The sequence below is a fragment of the Streptomyces fuscichromogenes genome, assembly GCF_014645815.1.
GTDB lineage: Bacteria > Actinomycetota > Actinomycetes > Streptomycetales > Streptomycetaceae > Streptomyces > Streptomyces fuscichromogenes.
Map to the genome: position 1 here is coordinate 18,004 of NZ_BMML01000040.1, position 20,096 is coordinate 38,099.

The window sequence follows — 20,096 nt, forward strand, 5'->3', positions numbered from 1 at the left end:
TAGCCCCTGACCGATGTCAGTACGGATCAACCCCGTAGCTCACTAGCCTGCTTCTCATGAGAGGCCGTTGCCGCCGGGCCACGTATCGTTTCAGCCGACAACCATCGCCCGTCCCGCCGAATTGATTCAAGTAGCACTCTGCCCACGACGCAGACGCATCGGCCCAGGTCGACGGCGAGGCTTATATAAAAGTCGCCCCGATAGCGGACATCTCTCCCAGTTTGGCGCGCTGTCGCACCGGCCTGCCATAACACTCCACAACACGTTCCCTATTCGGGTTAGTTGCGCTCCGGATTCCAGGCCGCCACTGCGTTCGGCCAGAAAGGCTGGCACTGTGACGGAGCAGTTCGAGGCAGCCCGAAGGCAACAGTCACGTGGAGTCGGGCCGATACGCCCACTTCCTGATCGCCGCACTCACGAGCTCTTCCAGGAGTGCGCACGCAACACGCCGTCAGCCACCGCCGCCGTGCACCGCGGCACTCACTGGACCTATGCAGAACTCGACGCCGCCGCGGACCGGGTGGCCAGAGCACTGCTGGCGGCTGGGCTCCGGCCCGAGGGTGTCGTGGCGGTCATCAGCCAGCGCACGCTCGCCTGGCTGGCCGCGATCCTCGGCATCTTCAAAGCGGGCGGAGCGTACCTGCCGATCGACCCGGCCTATCCCGACGAGCGCATCGCCGACCTGCTGCGCCGCGGGGGGTGTCAGCTGGCGCTGGTCGAAGACGAGGTGTCCGTGCGCCCGATCGAGAACGCGGCTGTCCACGTGCTCCCCCTGGTGCCGACCGCCGGCGCCGAGGCACGGCCGAGCCGCGTCCCGGACAGGGCACTCGCCTACGTCTTCTTCACTTCGAGGTCCACCGGTGCGCCGACGGGCGCCGCGTGCGAGCACGCCGGCATGCTCAACCACCTGCTGGCAAAGGTGGACGCGTTCGGGATCGGGCCGGATACGGTCGTCGCCCAGACCGCGTCCCAGTGCTTCGACATCTCGCTGTGGCAGGCGCTCGCGCCGCTCATCGTCGGCGGCAGCACCGTGATCATCGATCCGGAGACGATGCTGGACGTCCCCGCGCTCTTCGAGCTGCTGGCCGCGGAGAACGTCGGCGTCCTGCAGGTCGTCCCCAGCTACCTGGACGTGATGGTCACCAGGTTGGAGCGGGGGGACCGTGCGCCGGGCTCCCTACGCATGCTCGGCGTCACCGGCGAGGCGGTGAGCCGGCGGCTGCTCACCCGTTGGTTCGAGCAGTGCCCCGCGGTGCCCGTGGTCAACGCCTACGGCGCCACCGGGGCGTCGGACGACACCACGCACGAGGTTATCCGCAGCATGACGGACGGCGACCAGGTCACCGTGGGCGTGCCCATCGCGAACGCCGTCGTCGACGTCATCGGCGCGGACGGGTTGCCGGTGGAGGACGATGCGGTCGGCGAGATCACCTTCTCGGGTGTCTGTGTCGGCCGGGGCTACATCAACGATCCGGAGCGCACGGCCGATGCGTTCGGCGCCGATCCGGTCCGGCCCGGGCTGCGTCGCTACCGCACCGGGGACTACGGGCACTGGCTGTCCGACGGACGGCTCAGGTTCGTCGGCCGACGGGACGAACAAATGGAGATCGGCGGCGTCCGGGTCGAGGTCGCCGAGGTTGAGGCCCAGCTCCTGCGGGTGCCGGGGGTCCGATCGGCGTGCGTGATCGTGATGCCAGACGGAGCGAGCAAGCGTCTGGTGGGCTTCTACACAGCCGCGGCGACGATTCCGACCGTATTCGACCTGCTGGCCGAGCTGCTGCCGCTCCAGCTGGTCCCGCGTACGCTGCGCTGGCTGCCGGAGCTCCCGCTCACCGAGAACGGCAAGGTCGACAGGCGTGGACTGGCGGACCTGGAGACCAACAGTGCGAGCGGCAACGCTGCGATGCCGCCGCGGACCACCACCGAGCGGCGGATCGCCACCGCGTGGGCCGAGGTACTGGGCCGACCGCTCGACGAGATCGGCCGGAACGACAACTTCTTCGCGCACGGCGGCGACTCGCTGGCGGGGGTCCGGCTCGTCGTGCAGCTCGGCGGGCTCGTCTCGCTCGTGGACCTCATGGCGAACCCGGTGCTGGCCGACCTGGCGGCGGCGGCCGACGGAGCCGACTCGGGCGATTTCCCGCTCCTGCAGGCCCTCTCCGTGCCGCCGGACGCGGCCGTGGCCTTGGTGTGCGTACCGTACGAGGCTGGCAACGCGCTCAACTTCGGGGCGATGGCACAGGCGCTGTCCGCATCGGACGTGGCCGTGTATGCCGTGGAGTTGCCCGGCCACGACGTGGCGCGGCCGGACGACCGGTTGACCGGTCTCGGCCCGCTCGCCGACCGGTTGAGCCAGGAGATCGTGGACCGGATCGACATCCCGGTGGCGCTGTGGGGCCACGGAGCGGGTGTGGCGCTCGCGCTGGCGACCGGCCGATCACTCCAGGCCGCGAAAGTGCGCCCGCGGCACCTGTTCCTGGCCGCGGCCGACCAGCAGGAACCCGTCGACGGCGAACCGGCTGCCGCCGGGCCGGCCGACATCGGCGTCTGGCTGCGCGATTCCGGCGCGCTCATCGACATGGACCAGTGGCGGTCCACCCGCAGCGAGTTGATCGAGCGCGCGTACCGGCACGACCTCGGCGAGGCGGAACGCTACCTCGGGGCCTGCACCGAGACCATCGACCTGCCCGCGACGATCATCATGGTTCCGCGAGCGCCGGGCGAGGGGGATGCCGCGTCACGTTGTACGGCCGTGCTCCCCGCGGCGCGGACCGTCCGGTTCGAGGAAGCGGGTCGTTATCGCGTCCGTAGCCACCCCACTGCTGCGGCGGATCTTGTCACCGCGACCATCGCGGCCACGGAGGAAGGCGGCACCCCATGAGGCTGACAGGTCGGCTTGCGGCAGCGCCGGACGACTTCATCAGGCAGGAGTTCCTGGAGCCACAGTTCCGGCACGAGGTCGCCAACCTGCTGCGCTGGTACGTGCTGATCGAGAAGGCACTCCTGCGCGAGTACCACCGTCTCGGCGTCCTGTCGGCCCAGCAGGTCGCCCGGCTTGCGACCGCGCTCGACGGGCTGACCCCGGAGCGGCTCACCGCCGGCGCCGGCGCAGCGCTGTCCGACATCGCGCTGGCGATGGAGACCCAGGTCGCCAAGGCCGTCCCGGAGCCCGTGCCGGCCTGGCACGTCGACCGGAGCCGCAACGACCTGCAGGCCTGCGCCCAACTGCTGTACGGCCGTGAGCAGGTGAGCGAGATTGCCGCCATGCTCGGGGAGTTGGCCGAGGTCGCACACGAGCGGGCGGCCCACGACATCACCTCTCCAATGCCCGGGTACACACACCTGCAGTCAGCGCAGATCATCACTCCTGGCTTCTATCTCAGCGCCGTCGTCGAGCAGGTGCTGAGCGTGTCGTCCAGGCTGCTCGGCACCTACGACCGGATCAACTTCTCCCCGCTCGGAGCCGGCCCCATGGCTGGCCAGGAACTGGCCTGGGACCGTGACTGGTTGGCGCAGGCGATCGGCTGCGCCGGCCCGGTCCCCCATGCGCTGACCGCGGTCGCCTCGCGGGGGTGGCTGCTCGACGTCGCCGCGGACATCGCCTCCGCGGGCGTGGGATTCAGCCGCGTCCTCACCGACCTGATGGCATGGTCGTCGAGCGCGTACGGGTTGGTCGAGCTGCCGGACGAGCTGGCCGGCATCTCCGCGGCCATGCCCCAGAAGAAGAACTATCCGCTGCTGGAACGCCTGCGCGGTCGCACCGGCCATCTGACCGCCTTCTTCGTCGACTTCGCCACCGGACAGCGGAACACGCCCTACAGCAACATGGTGGAGGTCTCCAAGGAGGCGGGCCTGCACACGAGCACGATGTTCGACGCGATCCGCGCGGTGCTGGCCGGACTCTGTCTGGTCGTCGACAGGTTGCAGTGGCGGACCGACCGGATGCGCGCCGTCTGCGAGGCGGATCACTTCGGCGGCTTCAGCCTGGCCAACGACCTGACCCTGCGGGCCGGCATACCGTGGCGGACCGCTCAGGTCATCGCCGGCCGGTACGTCTCCGCCGTCCTGGCCGAGGGCGAGGGCCGCGCCGGGATCAGCGACCCGGCGGCACTCGGCGCGGCGGCACGAGAGGCGGGCCATCCACTGGAGCACCCCGGTTCCTACCTACCGAACTCCCTGGACGTGGACGCACAGCTGCACGCGAAGGTGTCCGCGGGCTCGGCCAGCCCCGCCTCCGTGCTGGCGCTGCTGGCCGAGCAGCGGGAGCGGCTCGACGCCCTGACCACGGAGTGGAACGTACGCAGGGCCGTGGTTCGGGACGCGATCGCTGCCACCGACGCCGCCGTGCGGCCCGCGGCCGAGGGAGCCGCATGATGAGCCGGCCCCTCATCCGGCAACCGGCCGAGCACGACCGCTCGCCCTCCCGGGCCGTCGCGGTCAGCTCCGCCTTCGGCACCTTCGGGGAACTGCTGCAGGGCGCGCTGCCCGAGGACGGGCCCGACTTCCTGGTCACCCTGCCCGTCGCCAGATGGGCCACGGCGACGTTCGAGTACGACAGCGCACGCGACGGCATCGCGGTGTTCCCGGCAACGAAGACGAAAGCCCGCAGGGTCGCCGAAGCCGTGCTCGCCCGTTGCTCCGGCGGTGGCGGATCGCTGAGGCTGAGCGGCTCACTCCCGGAGGGGAAGGGCCTGGCGAGTTCCTCGGCCGATCTCGTGGCGACGGCGCGGGCGGTGGCGAGCGCGCTCGGCGTCGATCTGCCACCGCAGGCCATCGAGGACCTGTTGCGCCAGATCGAGCCGACGGACGGCGTCATGTATCCGGGGGTCGTGGCGTTCGAGCACCGCAACGTTGCGCTGCTGGCCCGACTCGGTGCCCTGCCGCCGATGACCATCGTGGGTATCGACGAGGGCGGCACCGTCGACACCGTCGCGTTCAACAGGATCCCCAAGAACTTCACTGCATCGGAGCGGGACGAATACGCCCGGCTGCTGGACGATGTGCAGACCGCGGTACGGGCCGGTGACGCCGCTGCAATCGGCCGGGTGGCGACCCGCAGCGCCCACCTCAACCAGCGCCTCTGCCGCAAGCGGACCCTGAATGCGATGACTGCCCTCAGTGCCGAGATCGGCGGAGTCGGCGTGGTGACCGCGCACAGCGGATCGACGATCGGGCTGCTGCTCCCCCACGACGTCCCGGGCTACAGGAGCCGACTGGCCGAGGCCATCAACCGGTGCGGCCAGCTCGTGCACCGCGAACGGGTGCTCTGCTACCAGACCTTGGGTTTCGAGCCGACAGGAAGCGGAACAGGTAATGATCTTCGATGACCTTGTCGGCGCCATCGGACATACGCCCCTCGTGCGTCTGCGGACGGCGCCCGCAGACGTGACGGTAACAGCGAAGCTGGAGCTGCAGAACCAGTTCGCGATGAAGGACCGGGTCGCCCGCCAGGTCATTCGTGAGGCACGCGAGAACGGGGTGCTCGCCCCGGGCACGCCCATCATCGAGAGCTCCTCGGGCACGATGGCACTGGGGCTCGCTCTGGTGGGCAACGTGCTCGGTCATCCTGTGCACATCGTGACGGACCCCCGCATCGACGCGATCACGCTCGCGAAGCTGACGGCACTCGGTTGCTCGGTGCACGTGGTCGAGGCGATGACCTCGAACGGCTGGCAGAGCGCCCGGTTGGAGCGGCTGGCCGGCCTTCGCGAGGAGTACCCGGGGGCGTTCTGGCCGCGGCAGTACTCCAACCCGCAGAACCCGCTCGCCTACGCCGCACTGGCCGAGGAGCTGGTGGCCGACCTGGGCAGGATCGACGTGCTCGTCGGCGCGGTCGGCAGCGGCGGGTCGCTGTGCGGCACCGCCCGTGCGCTGCGCCGGGCGCTGCAGGCCGCAGACGTGTCCGATCCGCTGCGGGTGATCGGCGTCGACGCCACCGGCAGCGTGCTGTTCGGCCAGCCGGACCAGCCGGGACGCAGGCAGAGCGGAATCGGCAACAGCCTGATCCCGGGCAACCTGGACTACCGACAGATCGACGAGATCCACTGGCTCAACGACCGGGAGGCCTTCGTCGCGACCCGAGATCTCGCGAGCGCCGAGGGCATCTTCGCCGGGAACTCCTCGGGATCGGTCTACCAGGTGCTCAAGCACCTGGCCGCCACCGTCGCACCTGGCACGCGCGTCGTCGGCATATTCCCGGACCGGGGCGACCGCTACGTGGACACGATCTACGATGATGGCTACTGGCAGCAAGCCGGTCTTGCTGACCTCCCCGTGCGGACCGAGCCGTTGCGGGTGGAATACGGCACCGAGGTCAGCAGCTGGGCACGGGCGGAGGTGCCGTCCACGCCGCGCAGGCGGCTGCGGCTGGTCTTCGTCGAGTCGAACACCACTGGCACCGGCATGCTCGCACTCTCGCGCGCCAGGGACCTCGGCCTGGCACCCGTGGTGGTCACCAATTGGCCCGGCCGGTACGCCGGCATCGGCGAAGCCGACTGCCAGATCATTCGCTGCGACACCAACAGCGCGGACACACTGGCGGCTGCCGTGCTGGCCCAGTTCGCCCCCGACGAGGTGGCCGGCGTCACGACCACCAGCGAGTTCTACCTGGAGGCCGCCGCTTCGCTGGCCGAATCGCTCCGTCTGCCCGGCAATTCGCCCGAGGCCGTGAGCGCGTGCCGCCGCAAGTCGGCGACCCGCCAGCTGCTGGCGGACGCGGGACTGCCGCAGCCTGTGTCGGTGCCCGTGACGCGGGCGGCCGAGGTGCCGGAGGCCGTCGCGGCCACCGGCCTGCCGTGTGTGGTCAAGCCGACCGCGGACTCGGCGTCGACGGGAGTGCTGCTGTGCGACTCCGTCGAGCAGGCCCAGGAGCACGCCGCGAAAATGCTCGCGATCACGCACAACGTACGCGAGCAGGTCGTCCCGCCGGAGGTACTGGTCGAGGAGTTCGTCCAGGGACCGGAGTTCAGCGTGGAGACGATCTTCGTCGACGGTGCGCTCCAGCTGGTGGGCATCACCCGGAAGTCGGTGTCGCCCCCGCCCTCGTTCGTCGAACTGCGGCACGCCTTCCCGGCACCGCTGGACGAGGCCGCGTCCGGCGAGATCGAGCAGACGGTGCGGACAGCCATCAAGGCGATCGGACTGCGCCACGGTGCCTGCCACACCGAGCTTCGCCTGACCCCGGCGGGGCCGACGATCATTGAGATCAACGCCCGGCTCGCGGGGGGCATGATTCCCGAGCTGATCAGACTGGCCGGCGGGCCCGATCTGCTGACCCAGCAACTGCGCGCGGCGGCCGGGATGGCCGTCGAGCTGCCGCAGGGAGCGCGGAACCCGACCGGAGTCGCCTTCATCACAAGCTCCGCGGAGGGACGGCTGGCGAGCCTGGACGGCATCGAGGCGGTCCGGCACCTGGACGGTGTCGCCGAAGTCCGGATCTCGCGCCGGCCGGGCGACCCGGTGAAGCCGGCCACCGACGCCTACGACCGGATCGGTTACGTCATCGCCTCGGCCGACTCGGTACCCCGGCTCGACCAGTTGCTCGATTCAGCGCTGGAGGGCATCACCGTCCGGTTGGCAAACGACTGAGCAAGGACCAGCTGACATGATCGAAATGAGAAGCGACACGTTCACCCTGCCTACCGAAAGGATGGTGTCGGCGATGACACAGGCAGCGCTCGGGGACGACGTGTACGGCGAGGACCCGACGGCCAACCGCCTGGAGCAGCTCGCCGCGGAAAGCGTCGGCAAGCCGGCCGCATGTCTAATGCCGAGTGGCACGATGGCGAACCTCGCCGCGCTGCTGGTGCACGTGGAACGGGGCCGGAAGATCCTGGTCGGCAACGAGAGCGACATCTACCTGTACGAAGCCGGCGGAGCGAGTGTGTGCGGCGGCGCGGTCTACGAACCGATACCCACTCAGCCGAACGGTACCCTCGCGCTGGACGACCTCGCCGCGGCTCTTCCGCCCGACCCGGACGACCCGCAGTTCGCGCTGCCCGGGGTCGTCTGCGTGGAGAACACGCACAACCGGATGGGGGGCCAGGTGCTGGATCAGGCGTACCTGGCCGAACTCAGGCGCTTCGCCAGCGGCCATGGCCTCCCTGTGCACATGGACGGCGCCAGGATCTTCAACGCCGCCGTGGCGTCGGGCGTGCCCGCGGCGCAGATCGCCGCCCACGCCGACTCCGTCCAGTTCTGCCTCTCCAAAGGCCTGTCGGCACCCGTCGGCTCGATCCTGGCGGGCGAGGTCGGCTTCGTCGCGAAGGCGCGGCGCTTCCGCAAGATGCTCGGCGGCGGTACGCGGCAGGCCGGCGTCTTCGCGGCGGCCGGGCTGGTTGCGCTGACCTCCATGGTCGACCGGCTCGCCGAGGACCATCAGCACGCGGCACGCCTTGCGGAGGGCCTGGCGGAGGTGGACGGCATCGACGTCGACCCGAAGTCGGTCACCACGAACATCGTCCTTTTCCGCGTCACGGCCAACGGGCTGGACGACGAACACTTCCTGCACGCGGCTACGCAGCGCGGGCTCGCCATGAGCGAATTCGGCCACGGCCGGATCAGGGCCGTGACACATCGCGGTGTCAGCTCGGCAGACGTCTCCGCCGCCGTGGCGATCGTGGCGGACGTGGTGCGCGAGGCGCGGTGAACCGGGACCGGTCCGGCCCAGTACGGGCCGGACAAAGGTCCACCGGCCGAAGTCCGGGCGCTGTTCGACAACTGCGTCGAGCAGCGCCCGGACTCTGCTGTCGGGTGCCGTGACTACCGGTGGTAGGGAATCTCGCTTTCGCTGATGAACCTGACATGGCGTTCGTCTCGCTCATCGAAGGCGGGTGCCACGGTCAGAACCATCTCCATCGCCCCGAAGTAGTGTATTCGGGTGTTCGGGGGGACCGCGATCAGGTCGGTGGAACCGACGGCGATCTCCTCACCATCCAGGTAAAACACCCCCTGCCCGCTGACGATGTAGTAGGTGTAGGAACTTCTGACATTGCAGAATTCCTGGAAGTGCCCCCGCTCGACATGCACACGAACGACGGTCGCCGCCGGGTCGTGATTGCCGTAGACAGTCAGGTCGATGCCGTGCTTGTTGAATCTGTCCGCTTCTTCGACCGTGTACTTGTACGTGGTCATCATGCCGTGCCTCCTGTCATCGAGGCGGTCCGGTCGGTCCGCCGTCAGCCCTGGATGCCGGAGGCCGGCTGACGGCGCGCGGCCGACGCGCCCTCGAGTTCGAGCGGTGACGGGAACTCGAAGACCAGGCTCGTCGGAGGGCGCCAACCCGAGAGCGACTCGTAGTGCGACAACAACGTCGGGACGAGCAGCGAGTAGCCGCCGGCGTTGAAGAAGTCGGTGTTGTCGTCGATGTCGTCGCGCTCCAGGATGTCGCGAAAGGCCTGGAGCCACAGCGAATCGGAAGGGCCTCGACGGTCGGCGGCCGACGCGGACCGTGTGGCGCCGGCCGGCTCGGCGTCGTCGGCTGCTGGGAGATCCTCGCACTCGGCACGCTCGGCGCCCACCGTCGGCGCGACCTTGGCCAGGGCCAGGGTGCCGATCGGCTCGAACGGGTGCGTGGCGTACGCGCGGAGGAGGATCTCGAATTCGGTGGCGAGCCGCTCCACGTCGTCGGGACCGAACAACTGCGTGGAGTATTCCCAGACCAGTTCGTAACCGTGATCGCCGCCGTCTCCGTGGCGGACCTCGTCGGGCATGACGACGACGCTGAGGTCGAACTTGGTGCTTTCGGCGCTCAGCGCAAGCTGCATGTCGATCGACAGATCAGGGATGTCCAACGTCGGGCAGGGTCCGTCGTGCATGCCGAACATGATGTTGTAGAGCGGGTTGTCCAGCCCCCTGCCGCTGCGCTTGAGAGCCTTCACGATGTCCTGGACCGGCGCCGACTCGTGATCGATGGCGTCCACTATCGCTGTCATGACATCCAGGGCGACCTCACTGCCCGGGGTGTGGGGATCGAGGGCCAGCCGGAGCGGAACAACGTTGACCATCATGCCCACCGTGCGCTCGAACACAGCGGGACGGTTGGCGAGCGGCACGCCGAAGACCAGGTCGTTCTGACCGGAATGGCGGCGGCAGAGCTCGGCATAGACCGCCAACAGCGCCGTGAAGACGGTATTGCCGCTCTCCTGGGAGGCGGTGCGCACCATGTCCACGAGTTCGGCCGGGAGCGTCTGCCGGTGCTGCGCCCCGCGGTAGTCGAACAAGTCCGACCGTCGGGATCCCAGTTCGGGAAAGTCGACGCTGAATTCAGCGCCATCGAGTCTGTCCGCCCACCATGCGACATCGGCAGCGACACGCGCGCGGTGCTCGGTGGATCCGGTGTACGCGACGTAGTCCTCGTACGAAGGAGCGGGGTCCGCGACGAAGTGCCCGCCGGTGACCTCGGCCGAGTACTGCTCCAACACGTCGGTGAGAAATTCTACCGTGGAGCGGCCGTCGTGCACCAAGTGGTGCTCGATCATGAACAGTTGCCAATGACTGTCCGTCAGACGAACCAGCGTCCAGCGAACCAGCGGAGAGGTGTGCAAGTCGAATGCGGAATGAACGGTCCGATAGAGGAGGGCAGCCCTTTGCCCTTCGGGGTCCTCGGCGCTTCGGAGGTCATGCTCGGGAATGTCTACGTCGACGTGCTCTGCTACTTCCTGACAGGCGATCGCGGAGTCTCCGTCGCATATCCTGAGTCGCATTGCATCATGTCGTCCGACCGCATCGGTGACGCAGTGACGAAGCACCGTGGGATTGATTCTTCCATGGAAGTCGATCACTGCGGTGGCATGGTACGCGCGATTGTCAGGATTCAGCTGTTGCTGCAGCCAGATGATTTGCTGTTGGGCGCTGAGCGGGAACACACCGGGTCTCCTTCTGATACGACTAGACCGAGTGTGCAGCGCATAAGGAGTATTCCGGTACTGATACCTGTCAGTCCTGCCCACCGCCACGCCTCAACCGGGCAGCCGCCGAGGTGACGGACTCACCTGGACTCCTGCTCCGCGTGCCCGCTCGGTCCAGTCCTCGGGCGGGTCGCCGATCACTGTGACCCGCAGCCCTTGCTGTACGAATTGCAGGATCAGCGGCCACGCGAGGTCGGCCAGGATCCGTGCATCGCCCTCCAGCGCACCGACCCATGCATCGAGATCGATCGTGGCCCCGTCCCGCGCCTGGTCGTCGTCCGCACCCGGGTCTGCCCCGCCACCGCTCTCCAGCAGAAGGCGCCGGTTGGCCTCGAGGAAGTCGACGGGACGCCGCCAGCTGCCGCCGGCGCCGCTGGTGAGGGCTCCCGCAAGGGCTCGGCCGGCACTCTGGGTGACCCGGGCCAGGTCGTCGACGGTCGGTGCCATGAAGTACCCGTCGATGTCACTGGCGAGGATCCGGCTGATGGGACCCCGGAAGTCGGCGTCGTAGCTGTCGTCGGTGAACTCAGTGAGCCTCTTTCATCCTGAATAGTCACAGGTCAGCAGGGTGTGGATGGCTTGGACGGTGCGGCTGACGCGGCGGGTGAGCAGCGTGCTCTTCGTGTGATGCGCCAGGACTTGAGTTGGGCGAAGGCGCGTTCGCCGGGGGCTCGGAGGCGGGCGTGGTCGCGGTTGAACTGCTGGTAGTGCTCGGGCTGTTCGCTGTGGTGGTAGTACGGGGTGCGGAACGTGGCGCCGGCGCCCTGGTAGGCGCGATCCGCGAGCACGAGGATCTGCCGGGTCAGGCAGGCCTGGACGATGCCGTGGGCGCGGGCGGAGGTCAGGTCGTGGGTGCGGCCGGGTGTCGCGCGGGAGAACCACAGGGGTGTGCCGTCCGGGCGGGCGATGACCTGCACGTTCATGCCGTGCTGCTTGTGCTTTTGGGAGTAGTACGGCTCGTCCGCGCGGATACGGTCGGTGGTGATCAGGGTGCCGTCGACGATGACGTGGTCGCCTTCGCCGAGGCCGATGAGGGCTTCGTGGAGGCCTGGGGCCCAGGAGGCCAGCACGTCCAATACCTCGTCCACGTAACGCCAGGCGGTGGCCTGCGATATCGCGAACCCCGCGCCGAGCTGGGCGAACGTCTCGTTCTTGCGCAGGTGGACCAGCGTGAGCAGCGCCTGGTCGAAACAGCCGAGCTTGCGCCAGCGGGTGTTGCGGGTCCGGCGGTGCTCGTACAGCAGCCAGGCAACATGCTCGACGAGCTCGTGCGGGACGTCGAGCGTGGCAGGATACGGAACCAACAGGGCCCCTTCGGCCACCGGTGTGCTGAGTGGAATCACCACGCCAACGACCAGGGGCCCCGCCTCGTCACCAACCCTGCTGACCAGTCCATTTCACCCGCCAGCACAGGATGAAAGAGGCTCAGTGGCGAGAATGCGAGCCTGTGGGAACCGCAGGCGCAAGATGCCGAGGAGCTGGGCGCTGGCGGACGGGATGAGCACAATGTCGGCGTCCGGTCCGGCATCGCGGATGTCCAGGACGATGTGCCCGGGCCCAAGGCGCTGGGCAAGGGCTTCGCGGACGGACTGCTCGACTGCGATGGCGGTGACGACAATGAGCGGGCCGCCCTTGGTGGCCTCGCCGACCAGTGGTTCGCCCCTGGCGCCCGCCGGGCCGCCCGGGACGGACAGAGCCGGCTCGGCGGGCGACTTCGGCCGGAGGCTGTCGCGACCGCTCGCGTGGTCGCGCTGCTCGTCAGAGGCCATGGCACACAAGACGCTCGGGGCGACGGGTCGGTTCCTGACAGGTGGTCCGGCCGTCAACACCCGCCGGTGCGACTCCATCGCGGTAGGCTCCCTGCCTCGTCACGGGCCTGCGGGCCCGGCTTCTGTCGTGCTGGTGAATTTCTTCCCGTGGGTCTGGGCCGAACGCAGCGATCGCTGCGCCTCACGGAATCGACTGCTGAGCCGCTGGTGAGACAGAGTCGCCAGCACATAGGCACCAGGGGAGCGGCCACACAGGCTCAGGTCGAGCGCCAACCGGTGGTGGACGCGGTTGTACCGGCTTTCGAGGCATTGAAACGCGTCCCGAACCATACCCGGATCGTCATGGAGTCGAACCACGCCCTGGGACTGCAGCCAGACGCTCCCGCTTCCGTATTTCGCGACAGACAGGGCAGCGGCAGGGTTCCTGCGAAGAGCGTCGCAGTCGCGCTGGTCGACAAGGAAGGCAATCGAAGCCTCCCCCTTGACATCGACGACATGGAATCCGATCTGGCGACAGCGCAGGAGGCCGTGCTGGTCGAAGCAGGCGAGATGCCCGTAGGTGGGGCTCAGGGGGCGGTACATGATGCCCGTGGCCTGGCGCACCATGCCGAGGATTGCCAGCTCGTCACGGGCTCCGCGCAGCTCGGGCTCGTCTTCCGAATACCTATCGTCCGGCCCCCAGAAGCAGTCGTGCAGGCTTCGCCCGGACGACTGCGGCAGGTGGGTGTCCGCGTACCGCGGCGCCAACGCCTGGGCGTAGGGGGCGGATCGAGCCACGGGATCGTCGCCGAGTTCATTACGGACGCGAAAGGCCAGGACTTCCAGTCGAAGCCGCTCGTTCCGTTCGCGCTGGTCCCAACTCGTGTAGTTGCCGTCCGTTTGCTCATCGATGTTCGGCTTGCTGTATAGCGCGGCCAGGGTACGTATCAGCTTGCGCTCGGTATCAGTCGACTGCTTTGCGAAACCGCCCAACTCGTAGGCCAACTCACTCCCGACGCCCGCCGAGACGGACAGCGCCACCATCGGGTCGAGGGCCGTGGCCCTTGCCTTGATCCTGTTCTCCACCGTGCTCATGACGACGTTTCCGTCGATCGTGGCCGCCCAGACCGGCGTGACGCTCACGCCACCCTGTCCGGTGTGAACGGCCAGATGCGCGTACGGGCGATCGGGACTGGGCAGATGGGTCGTGCGGCCATAGGGCGGTTGCAGGACCGAACCCTCGTCCGCAGTGAGCGAGAGGCCCTCCACCCTCTCGATCAACGCAGCGTTGCGGACTGCGCTCTGCCTAATCTGCTCACGCGCCGCTCGGGCCCTGGCAAGATCGTCGCCGTGGAGGTTCCGCCGCTGTGCGGCGTGCTTGAACAATCGAGCCGTGTCCACGGTGGGCACCCGTCCGAGCTCCGCTATTGCGCCCGGATGAGTAGGCTCCATCTACTTCTCCCTGAGGTGGGGACAGAGGTGCTGCCGCAGTGCTCGTCCTGGGTCGGAGGCGGCCGGACCGAGTCAGTCGAGCCAGGTCAGGAACTGCATCAGCTCTTCCCGCAGTTGATCGACGGTCGGCCGCTGCACCTCGATCTCGGTCCTGGCCTGCTCGCCGACCGGTGACGTCCGGTAGACGTTCGTAAAATCTTCCACGGCAGGCCGCTGCAGGACGAGCGACGCCGCGGCCTTGCCTGCGGATCGGGAGATGCAGTGCAGGACCTTGTGATCGATGTGGTAGACCGTGCCCGCGGGCAGGACCGCCTCGAACACGGAGCACAACTGTTCCGTGCCCTGTGCTTCCAGGGAGAAGGTCTTCCCTTGCCCGATCGGCAGGTACTTGAAATGGTGGTACTCGGTGCCGGGACCGATCCGGAACTCCTGCGCAAAGTACTCGCCGACCACGAGCGCGGTCGTGAAGTCCCAGCGATGCGAGTGGATGTCCTCCGAGATGGTCCCCGAGGCGTTCGGCTGAGGATGCCACATGTGGAGGCGCAGCCTCCAGGGGTTCTTGTCTCCGGCCAGCAGGACGAGCTTCAGGAAGTTATTCGCATGGTAGTACGAGCGGCCGGATATGTCGGCGAGAGCAGCATCGTCAGAGATGATCTGATTGATCAGGGATCGCAGTTCCGTCAGCTCGGAAAGTTGGCGGACCACCGACTCCGAGCCCTGGAAAGTCGTGCCGCGCCCGCTGTCCATGACCAGTTCCAGATGGTCCTTGATTTCCTGCAGGGTCGCCTCTGCTAGAGCCTGCGCCATGACCTGTGTCTCCCTTTCTGCATGCTGACGGTCCAGCGACTCGATGAATGTGGAACGGAGAGACCTCGTGCAACGGTCGCCTTCTGCTCCAGAGGTCCGCGACTTGATAGGGGGTGCTAGCCGTCGCCGAGGGCGATCAGAAATTCAGGAGAGCCTTCGAACGGGGACCTGCCCTGAGCCATGATGATGTTGTCGGTGACCAACAGATCGCCCCGGCGCCATCGGACGCCGATCTGCACGGAGTCGTAGGCCTGCTGTACGTCGGTCAAGTCCTTGTCGGACAGCGGCGACCCGTCACCGAAGAAGGTGTTCATCGGGAGGTATTTCCCGAATGTGTCCACCATGATCTCCCGCTCGACCGGGTCCAGGCTGCCAGCATTGAGGAAGGCGATCTGATTGAACCAGCACTCCTCTCCGGTCCTCGGATGACGGATGACGCCGGGCCGGTGGCGCACCGTGTACAGCGACCCGTTGGGGAGCCATTCGGATGCGATGGCGGCGCCCTCGAAGATCTCGTCGAGTGCTGCCCGGTCCGTGACGGAGAATGCCTCCGCCCACGTGATGCCGAACCTGTCGTGGAAGGCGCGGGCCAGGGTCCAACCGTCCTTCCGTACACGGTCGGCGAGTTGCTCCGGCAGGTGATGGGTAATGCGCCGGGTGTCGCTGAGGAGAGACTGCCCGTCGCCGTCCGGCGGGTTGATGCACGCGGTGAGTACCGCCGAAGGGAACGTCCTGCTAAAGGAACCCTCCTGGAAAGGGCAGATGATCCGGTCACCGGGCCAGTTGATCGGCGACAGGATGCCGTTCCCGAAGTCTCTGCGGTTGTTGAACTCTTCGGTGGGCGTGTGGCTCGCGAAGCCCAGGGCGTCCCGGGCCTCGGCAAGACCGTCCGGTCCGTCCAGCGGCAGGCCGTGGAGGAGAACCGCTCCCTGGACCAGCATCTGGTCCCGAAGGGGCGCCGCCATGTCCCGCAGCCACGAGAAGGGTGAGGCGACCGGGGCCTCGAAGGAAGGAATGGATGCTTCCTTCAACGTGGGGACGGTCTCGCTCACTTCATTCCTCCCATTGCCTCGACACCGCATCCGGTTCGGCCCCGCTGCGCGCCACGCCGGCCGTTCGGTTCAGCGATCTGCCGCGGAAGCGACGGCGACGGCGGTGCCGATGGTTTCGAGAAGCTCCACCGTGTCGTCGGTGGTGATCGTCAACGGCGGCGCGATCCGGATCACACCGCGCTCGTGCCGTGTCATCACGCCGGCCTGGGCCGCGGCCGTCGCGATGGCAGCAGCTGACTCCGAGGTGTCGGTTTCGATGGCGACCACCAGTCCGAGTCCGCGGACATCCGTGATCAGCGGGCTCGATTCGAGCTGCCGCAGTCCCTCCAGCAGCGTGGCGCCCTGGGTCGCCGAGTTCTCCACGAGCTTCTCGTCGGCCATGACGTCGAGCACCGCGTTCGCCACGGCGCTCGCGACGGCGTGGCCACCCGTGGTGTGCCCGTAACGCAGGCCCTGGGCGACCGGTTCCCGCGTGAACGACTCCTTGATCGCAGAGGTGACCGTCGTCGCGGCCAGCGGCAGGTAACCGCCGCTGATCCCCTTGCTCATGGTGACGATGTCAGGGGTGATCCCCTCATGTTCGAAACCGAACATCCGGCCAGTACGCCCGAACCCGCAGAACACCTCGTCGAGGATGAGCAGTGCCCCGTGCCGGTCGCACAGTTCCCTGAGCCTGGCCAGGAATCCCGCCGGTAGCACGACGCAGCCGCCGAGGCCCAGCAGCGGTTCGACCATGACCGCCGCGGCAGGCGGGCCGGACCGGAGTGCCCTTTCGAACTCCGCGATCAGCGCATCGGCACCTTCCTCGGTCCGCACCGCGCGGGGCGATGCAGGCAACACGACGTGATCGATCGGGAAGGGCGGGGCCCATTCGCTGACGGTGAACGGCAACCCCGAGAGTTGCTGGGCCAGGAAGGTCGTACCGTGGTATGCCGCTTCAAAGGTGATGACCCGGTTGCGGTCCTCGCCGATGTTGCGCCAGTACTGCAGCGCGATCCTGATGGCCGCCTCGGTGGCCTCCGAGCCGCTGTTGAGCAGGCAGGTCTCGCTCAGCTCACCCGGCAGGATCTCGGCCAGCCGCGACGCCAGTGTTTCGGCGGGGTCATGGCTCGACACCATGGGGTCGTAGTGAACGAGCTGCTGGAACTGCAGAGTCGCAGCCTCGATCAGTCGCGGATGCCCATGCCCGCAGGACGCGTTCAGGACACCGGAGATGCCGTCCAGGTACCAGTTGCCCTCGGCGTCACGGACACGGTTGCCCTGCGCCTCGACGATCCGCATCGAGTTAGTCTGCTGGGTGATCGGGGTCCAGGGCCGCCACAGTGAACTGTTGGAAATAGCATTCTGCATGTCTTTAGTCTCCAGGGGACCGCTCGTCAGGTCTTCAGGATTTCCGCTCGGGAACGCTCGAAATTGCCGTTTTGAGCCAGTGACGCCAGCGGGTTCCGAATTCCTCGGATCCATATCCGGCGATCTCCTCGTCGAGGAGCAGCCGAAGTCGGAGTTCGTCGTCGTGGACCGTCACGCCGGTCAGGAACGCGGGCCCCCGGGGACCGCGGCCCTGACTCGGCGTGAATTCGACGGCCGGGACCCCCGCGACCTTGACCGTGCGCTCCCCGACATGCCGGTAGCTGAGCTGCGTCGTGACCGAGCCGGAGAACTTGGATCCGAGGGAGACGACCGTGGTGAACGGCACGTCCGCGTGGTCGAGCTCCGCGTACCATCTCCTGAGGAAATCAGCCGCGGCGGCCGGCGACTGCTGCGGTCCGGTCGTATCGAGCGAGATCAGGGTGTTCATGAAACATCCGACAACATCGGAGTAGGCGGAGTTCCGTCCGCCCCACGGATAGCCGATGACCGTCGGATCCGGCTCCGATACATCGCGCAGGGCGCAATGTATCGCGAAGAGAACATAGGGGAACAAGGAGCCGCGGAAACCACGGGGGACAGCGACGCTCGGGAGCATGTCGAAGGGAACGATCCGAGGGGTCTTCGCCTTCGCCAGGGGGAATTCACCGACGGCTTCCAGTCGGTCCTTCCAGAACTTGGTCCCGGGCCCGGTCGCGGCCGCTTCTTCGGATGTCTTCCGGTCGATGATGGCAGCTCGGTAGCGCTCCGCCTGCTGGTCGTCCGCGGCCGAAGGGCCCTCCAACTGACGCTTGATGAGCAGCAGCGACTGTTCGTCGACCAATGCGTGATCGAATATCAAGAGTAGGTTGTCACTCTCGGGCGAGCGCATGAGGCGCGCCGCCATCGGAGCACTGTCCAATGAGGTTTCAAATTTCTCGATCACCTCCATCACGCATCCCGAGACGGCATCCTCGTCCGCTACTTCGAGTTCGGCGAAATCGCATTCAGTCGGGTACCACTCCTGGTACGCGGCACCTCGGGAGAACTGGACCCGGAAGGAAAGTGCCGGATTCCGGAGCACCACCGACTGCACCACCAGACAGACATCGGCGGTGACCAAACGGGACGGCGGAGTACGGAACATCAAGGTGACCGTGGATCTCCGGCCGAAGCGTTCTGCCTCCAGTCCGAAGGCGAGTTGTGCGCTCAACAAGGGAAGCCTAACTGTCATGTGTTCCCCCGTTTTCGGCCGATCGCGCTGCTATGGCCCCGGACCGGATCGATGATGATGATTCGGATCGATGACAATGATTGGACAGCAGGCAGAATAAACACGGCCCCTCTACTCCTGCCCTGCGTAACTCAAACCGATTCTGCCCGAACCTCGACCCTCAGAAGTCCTAACAGGTAACAGGGTCGGAGCGATGACCAGGTGCAATCGAAAATGCTAGGTTGGCCGCCGTGACGAAAGTAGCGAAAGATTTGCAGGATGCCGATCCGGAGGCCGACGGTCCGAGCCTGTGGCGTCAGCGGGATTTCATGCTGCTGTGGAGTGGCCAGACGGTCAGCGTGATGGGCTCGGCGGTCACCCAGGTCGCTTTGCCGCTGGTTGCGGTCGTCGCGCTCAAGGCGAGTACGTTCCAGGTCGGATTGCTGACCGCCGCCACCACGGCAGCATTCGCGCTGATCGCGCTGCCCGCGGGCGCGCTCGTGGACCGCGGTTCCAAACGCTCCATCATGATCATCTGCGACCTCCTCCGTCTGCTGCTCATCGGCTCGATCCCGGTGGCGGCTGCCCTGGGCGGCCTGACGATGACTCAGCTCTACTTGGTTGCGCTGGCCGCCGGCGTGTGCACGGTGTTCTTCGACGTCTCTTACCAGAGCTACCTACCGTCACTGGTCCGCACCGAGCAGCTGATGGATGCCAACAGCAAGCTCGGGACCACCGGCGCCTTCTCCCAGCTCGGCGGACCCAGCCTAGGTGGCGGGCTGGTCGCGGCATTCGGCGCGGCAGGTGCGATAACCGCCGACACGATTTCCTACCTGGTCTCGGCCGCCTCGATATTCGGCATCAGGAAACCCGAGGAGCCGCCGCCCGCGCGGCGGGCGGACCAGACCCTGCGGAGCCAGATCGCCGAAGGCCTGCGATTCGTCGTCACCCACAGGATCCTGCGGAACATCGTTGGGTGCACGGGCATCGGGAATCTGTTCAGCAGCATGAATATAGCCCTGATGATGGTCTTCCTGATCCGGGTGCTGCACGTCCGACCCGGGCTCACCGGACTGATCATGGCGGGCGGGTCCATCGGCGGTATCGCTGGCGGCATGCTCGCTGGCCGGCTGGCGAAGCGGATCGGCTCGGCTCGGATCATCTGGATGTCCATGCTGGTGTTCGCCGCGCCACAAGCTCTCTCGGCGATGGCCTGGCGCGGCTGGGGAGTCCTGCTCGTCCCGCTGGGTTGGGCCACCGGCTACTTCGCCATGATGGTGTACAACATCGCACAGCTCAGCTACCGGCAGGCGGTGACGCCCCCGGAACTGATGGGGCGGATGAACGCGGCCGTCCGGTGGGTCGTCTGGGGGACTATGCCGATCGGCGGCATCCTCGGCGGGTTGCTCGGCACGGTCATCGGGATCCGACCCGCATTGTGGGTGTCGGTAATCGGGTTCTGGGCGGCCGGCTGGCTGGTGTTCTTCTCCCCGCTCCGCCACATGCGCGACATCCCCCACGCCGAGGCCGAGGCCGTCGCGTCTTGACGACCCTCCAGGACCGTCCCTCA

Annotated in this window: 15 protein-coding genes and 1 pseudogene; 6 read left to right on the top strand and 10 right to left on the bottom strand. The window is 67.4% G+C overall.

Annotated elements, in window-relative coordinates:
* The first annotated feature begins 334 nt into the window (after positions 1 to 334).
* From IEZ11_RS46285 to IEZ11_RS46305, 5 genes are read left to right on the top strand one after another with little or no spacing between them, the layout of a single operon-like run.
* Positions 335 to 2,881, top strand: a complete 2,547-nt coding sequence (locus tag IEZ11_RS46285) for an amino acid adenylation domain-containing protein (protein ID WP_189269111.1) — start codon at positions 335 to 337, stop codon at positions 2,879 to 2,881.
* Entirely contained in the window at positions 2,878 to 4,374 is a 1,497-nt protein-coding gene (locus tag IEZ11_RS46290; RefSeq protein ID WP_189269112.1) for an argininosuccinate lyase, read from the top strand. Before IEZ11_RS46285 ends, IEZ11_RS46290 begins: the two co-directional genes overlap by 4 nt.
* Complete coding sequence (locus IEZ11_RS46295) at positions 4,371 to 5,327, top strand: GHMP family kinase ATP-binding protein (RefSeq protein WP_189269113.1); 957 nt, start codon at positions 4,371 to 4,373, stop codon at positions 5,325 to 5,327. The genes IEZ11_RS46290 and IEZ11_RS46295 overlap by 4 nt, the downstream gene beginning before the upstream one ends.
* Complete coding sequence (locus IEZ11_RS46300) at positions 5,314 to 7,587, top strand: pyridoxal-phosphate dependent enzyme (RefSeq protein WP_189269114.1); 2,274 nt, start codon at positions 5,314 to 5,316, stop codon at positions 7,585 to 7,587. Before IEZ11_RS46295 ends, IEZ11_RS46300 begins: the two co-directional genes overlap by 14 nt.
* A gap of 25 nt (positions 7,588 to 7,612) precedes the next feature.
* Positions 7,613 to 8,647, top strand: coding sequence for a GntG family PLP-dependent aldolase (locus IEZ11_RS46305; protein WP_268239969.1), 1,035 nt, complete (start codon positions 7,613 to 7,615; stop codon positions 8,645 to 8,647).
* Positions 8,648 to 8,760: 113 nt separating this feature from the next.
* Here IEZ11_RS46305 and IEZ11_RS46310 read toward each other — a convergent pair whose 3' ends face one another.
* From IEZ11_RS46310 to IEZ11_RS46355, 10 genes and pseudogenes are all read right to left on the bottom strand, one after another.
* Entirely contained in the window at positions 8,761 to 9,135 is a 375-nt protein-coding gene (locus tag IEZ11_RS46310) for a cupin domain-containing protein (protein WP_229713780.1), read from the bottom strand.
* A gap of 41 nt (positions 9,136 to 9,176) precedes the next feature.
* Complete coding sequence (locus IEZ11_RS46315) at positions 9,177 to 10,865, bottom strand: condensation domain-containing protein (RefSeq protein ID WP_189269116.1); 1,689 nt, start codon at positions 10,863 to 10,865, stop codon at positions 9,177 to 9,179.
* A 93-nt stretch (positions 10,866 to 10,958) separates the two neighbouring features.
* A complete protein-coding gene (locus IEZ11_RS46320) occupies positions 10,959 to 11,354 on the bottom strand; it encodes a hypothetical protein (protein ID WP_189269117.1) in 396 nt (131 codons plus the stop codon).
* Between the two features lie 93 nt (positions 11,355 to 11,447).
* Positions 11,448 to 12,253, bottom strand: a pseudogene (locus IEZ11_RS46325) (IS5 family transposase).
* Between the two features lie 51 nt (positions 12,254 to 12,304).
* Positions 12,305 to 12,676 carry a hypothetical protein gene (locus IEZ11_RS46330; RefSeq protein ID WP_189269118.1) on the bottom strand — a complete coding sequence of 124 codons (372 nt, stop codon included), beginning with the start codon at positions 12,674 to 12,676 and terminating at the stop codon, positions 12,305 to 12,307.
* Positions 12,677 to 12,775: 99 nt separating this feature from the next.
* A complete protein-coding gene (locus IEZ11_RS46335) occupies positions 12,776 to 14,065 on the bottom strand; it encodes a pyridoxamine 5'-phosphate oxidase family protein (RefSeq protein ID WP_229713781.1) in 1,290 nt (429 codons plus the stop codon).
* A 114-nt stretch (positions 14,066 to 14,179) separates the two neighbouring features.
* The gene (locus IEZ11_RS46340; protein ID WP_189269120.1) at positions 14,180 to 14,914 is read right to left on the bottom strand and encodes a hypothetical protein; all 735 of its coding nucleotides are present in this window, start codon (positions 14,912 to 14,914) and stop codon (positions 14,180 to 14,182) included.
* Positions 14,915 to 15,030: 116 nt separating this feature from the next.
* The gene (locus IEZ11_RS46345) at positions 15,031 to 15,966 is read right to left on the bottom strand and encodes a TauD/TfdA family dioxygenase (protein WP_189269121.1); all 936 of its coding nucleotides are present in this window, start codon (positions 15,964 to 15,966) and stop codon (positions 15,031 to 15,033) included.
* A gap of 69 nt (positions 15,967 to 16,035) precedes the next feature.
* Positions 16,036 to 17,247, bottom strand: coding sequence for an aminotransferase family protein (locus tag IEZ11_RS46350; protein ID WP_229713782.1), 1,212 nt, complete (start codon positions 17,245 to 17,247; stop codon positions 16,036 to 16,038).
* 103 nt (positions 17,248 to 17,350) lie between these two features.
* On the bottom strand, positions 17,351 to 18,526 hold the full coding sequence (locus tag IEZ11_RS46355; RefSeq protein WP_229713783.1) for a condensation domain-containing protein: 1,176 nt from the start codon (positions 18,524 to 18,526) through the stop codon (positions 17,351 to 17,353).
* Positions 18,527 to 18,777: 251 nt separating this feature from the next.
* Between IEZ11_RS46355 and IEZ11_RS46360 the strand changes: the two genes are divergently transcribed.
* Positions 18,778 to 20,073 carry an MFS transporter gene (locus IEZ11_RS46360; protein WP_229713784.1) on the top strand — a complete coding sequence of 432 codons (1,296 nt, stop codon included), beginning with the start codon at positions 18,778 to 18,780 and terminating at the stop codon, positions 20,071 to 20,073.
* Positions 20,074 to 20,096 lie beyond the last annotated feature (23 nt).

Excerpts from the sequence above, each read along its gene's own strand:
- IEZ11_RS46290 (WP_189269112.1), top strand. The coding sequence starts at position 2,878 with ATGAGGCTGACAGGTCGGCTTGCGGCAGCGCCGGACGACTTCATCAGG.
- IEZ11_RS46295 (WP_189269113.1), top strand. The coding sequence starts at position 4,371 with ATGATGAGCCGGCCCCTCATCCGGCAACCGGCCGAGCACGACCGCTCG.
- IEZ11_RS46300 (WP_189269114.1), top strand. The coding sequence starts at position 5,314 with ATGATCTTCGATGACCTTGTCGGCGCCATCGGACATACGCCCCTCGTG.
- IEZ11_RS46305 (WP_268239969.1), top strand. The coding sequence starts at position 7,613 with ATGAGAAGCGACACGTTCACCCTGCCTACCGAAAGGATGGTGTCGGCG.
- IEZ11_RS46310 (WP_229713780.1), bottom strand. The coding sequence starts at position 9,135 with ATGATGACCACGTACAAGTACACGGTCGAAGAAGCGGACAGATTCAAC.
- IEZ11_RS46320 (WP_189269117.1), bottom strand. The coding sequence starts at position 11,354 with ATGGCACCGACCGTCGACGACCTGGCCCGGGTCACCCAGAGTGCCGGC.
- IEZ11_RS46330 (WP_189269118.1), bottom strand. The coding sequence starts at position 12,676 with ATGGCCTCTGACGAGCAGCGCGACCACGCGAGCGGTCGCGACAGCCTC.
- IEZ11_RS46340 (WP_189269120.1), bottom strand. The coding sequence starts at position 14,914 with ATGGCGCAGGCTCTAGCAGAGGCGACCCTGCAGGAAATCAAGGACCAT.
- IEZ11_RS46350 (WP_229713782.1), bottom strand. The coding sequence starts at position 17,247 with ATGCGGATCGTCGAGGCGCAGGGCAACCGTGTCCGTGACGCCGAGGGC.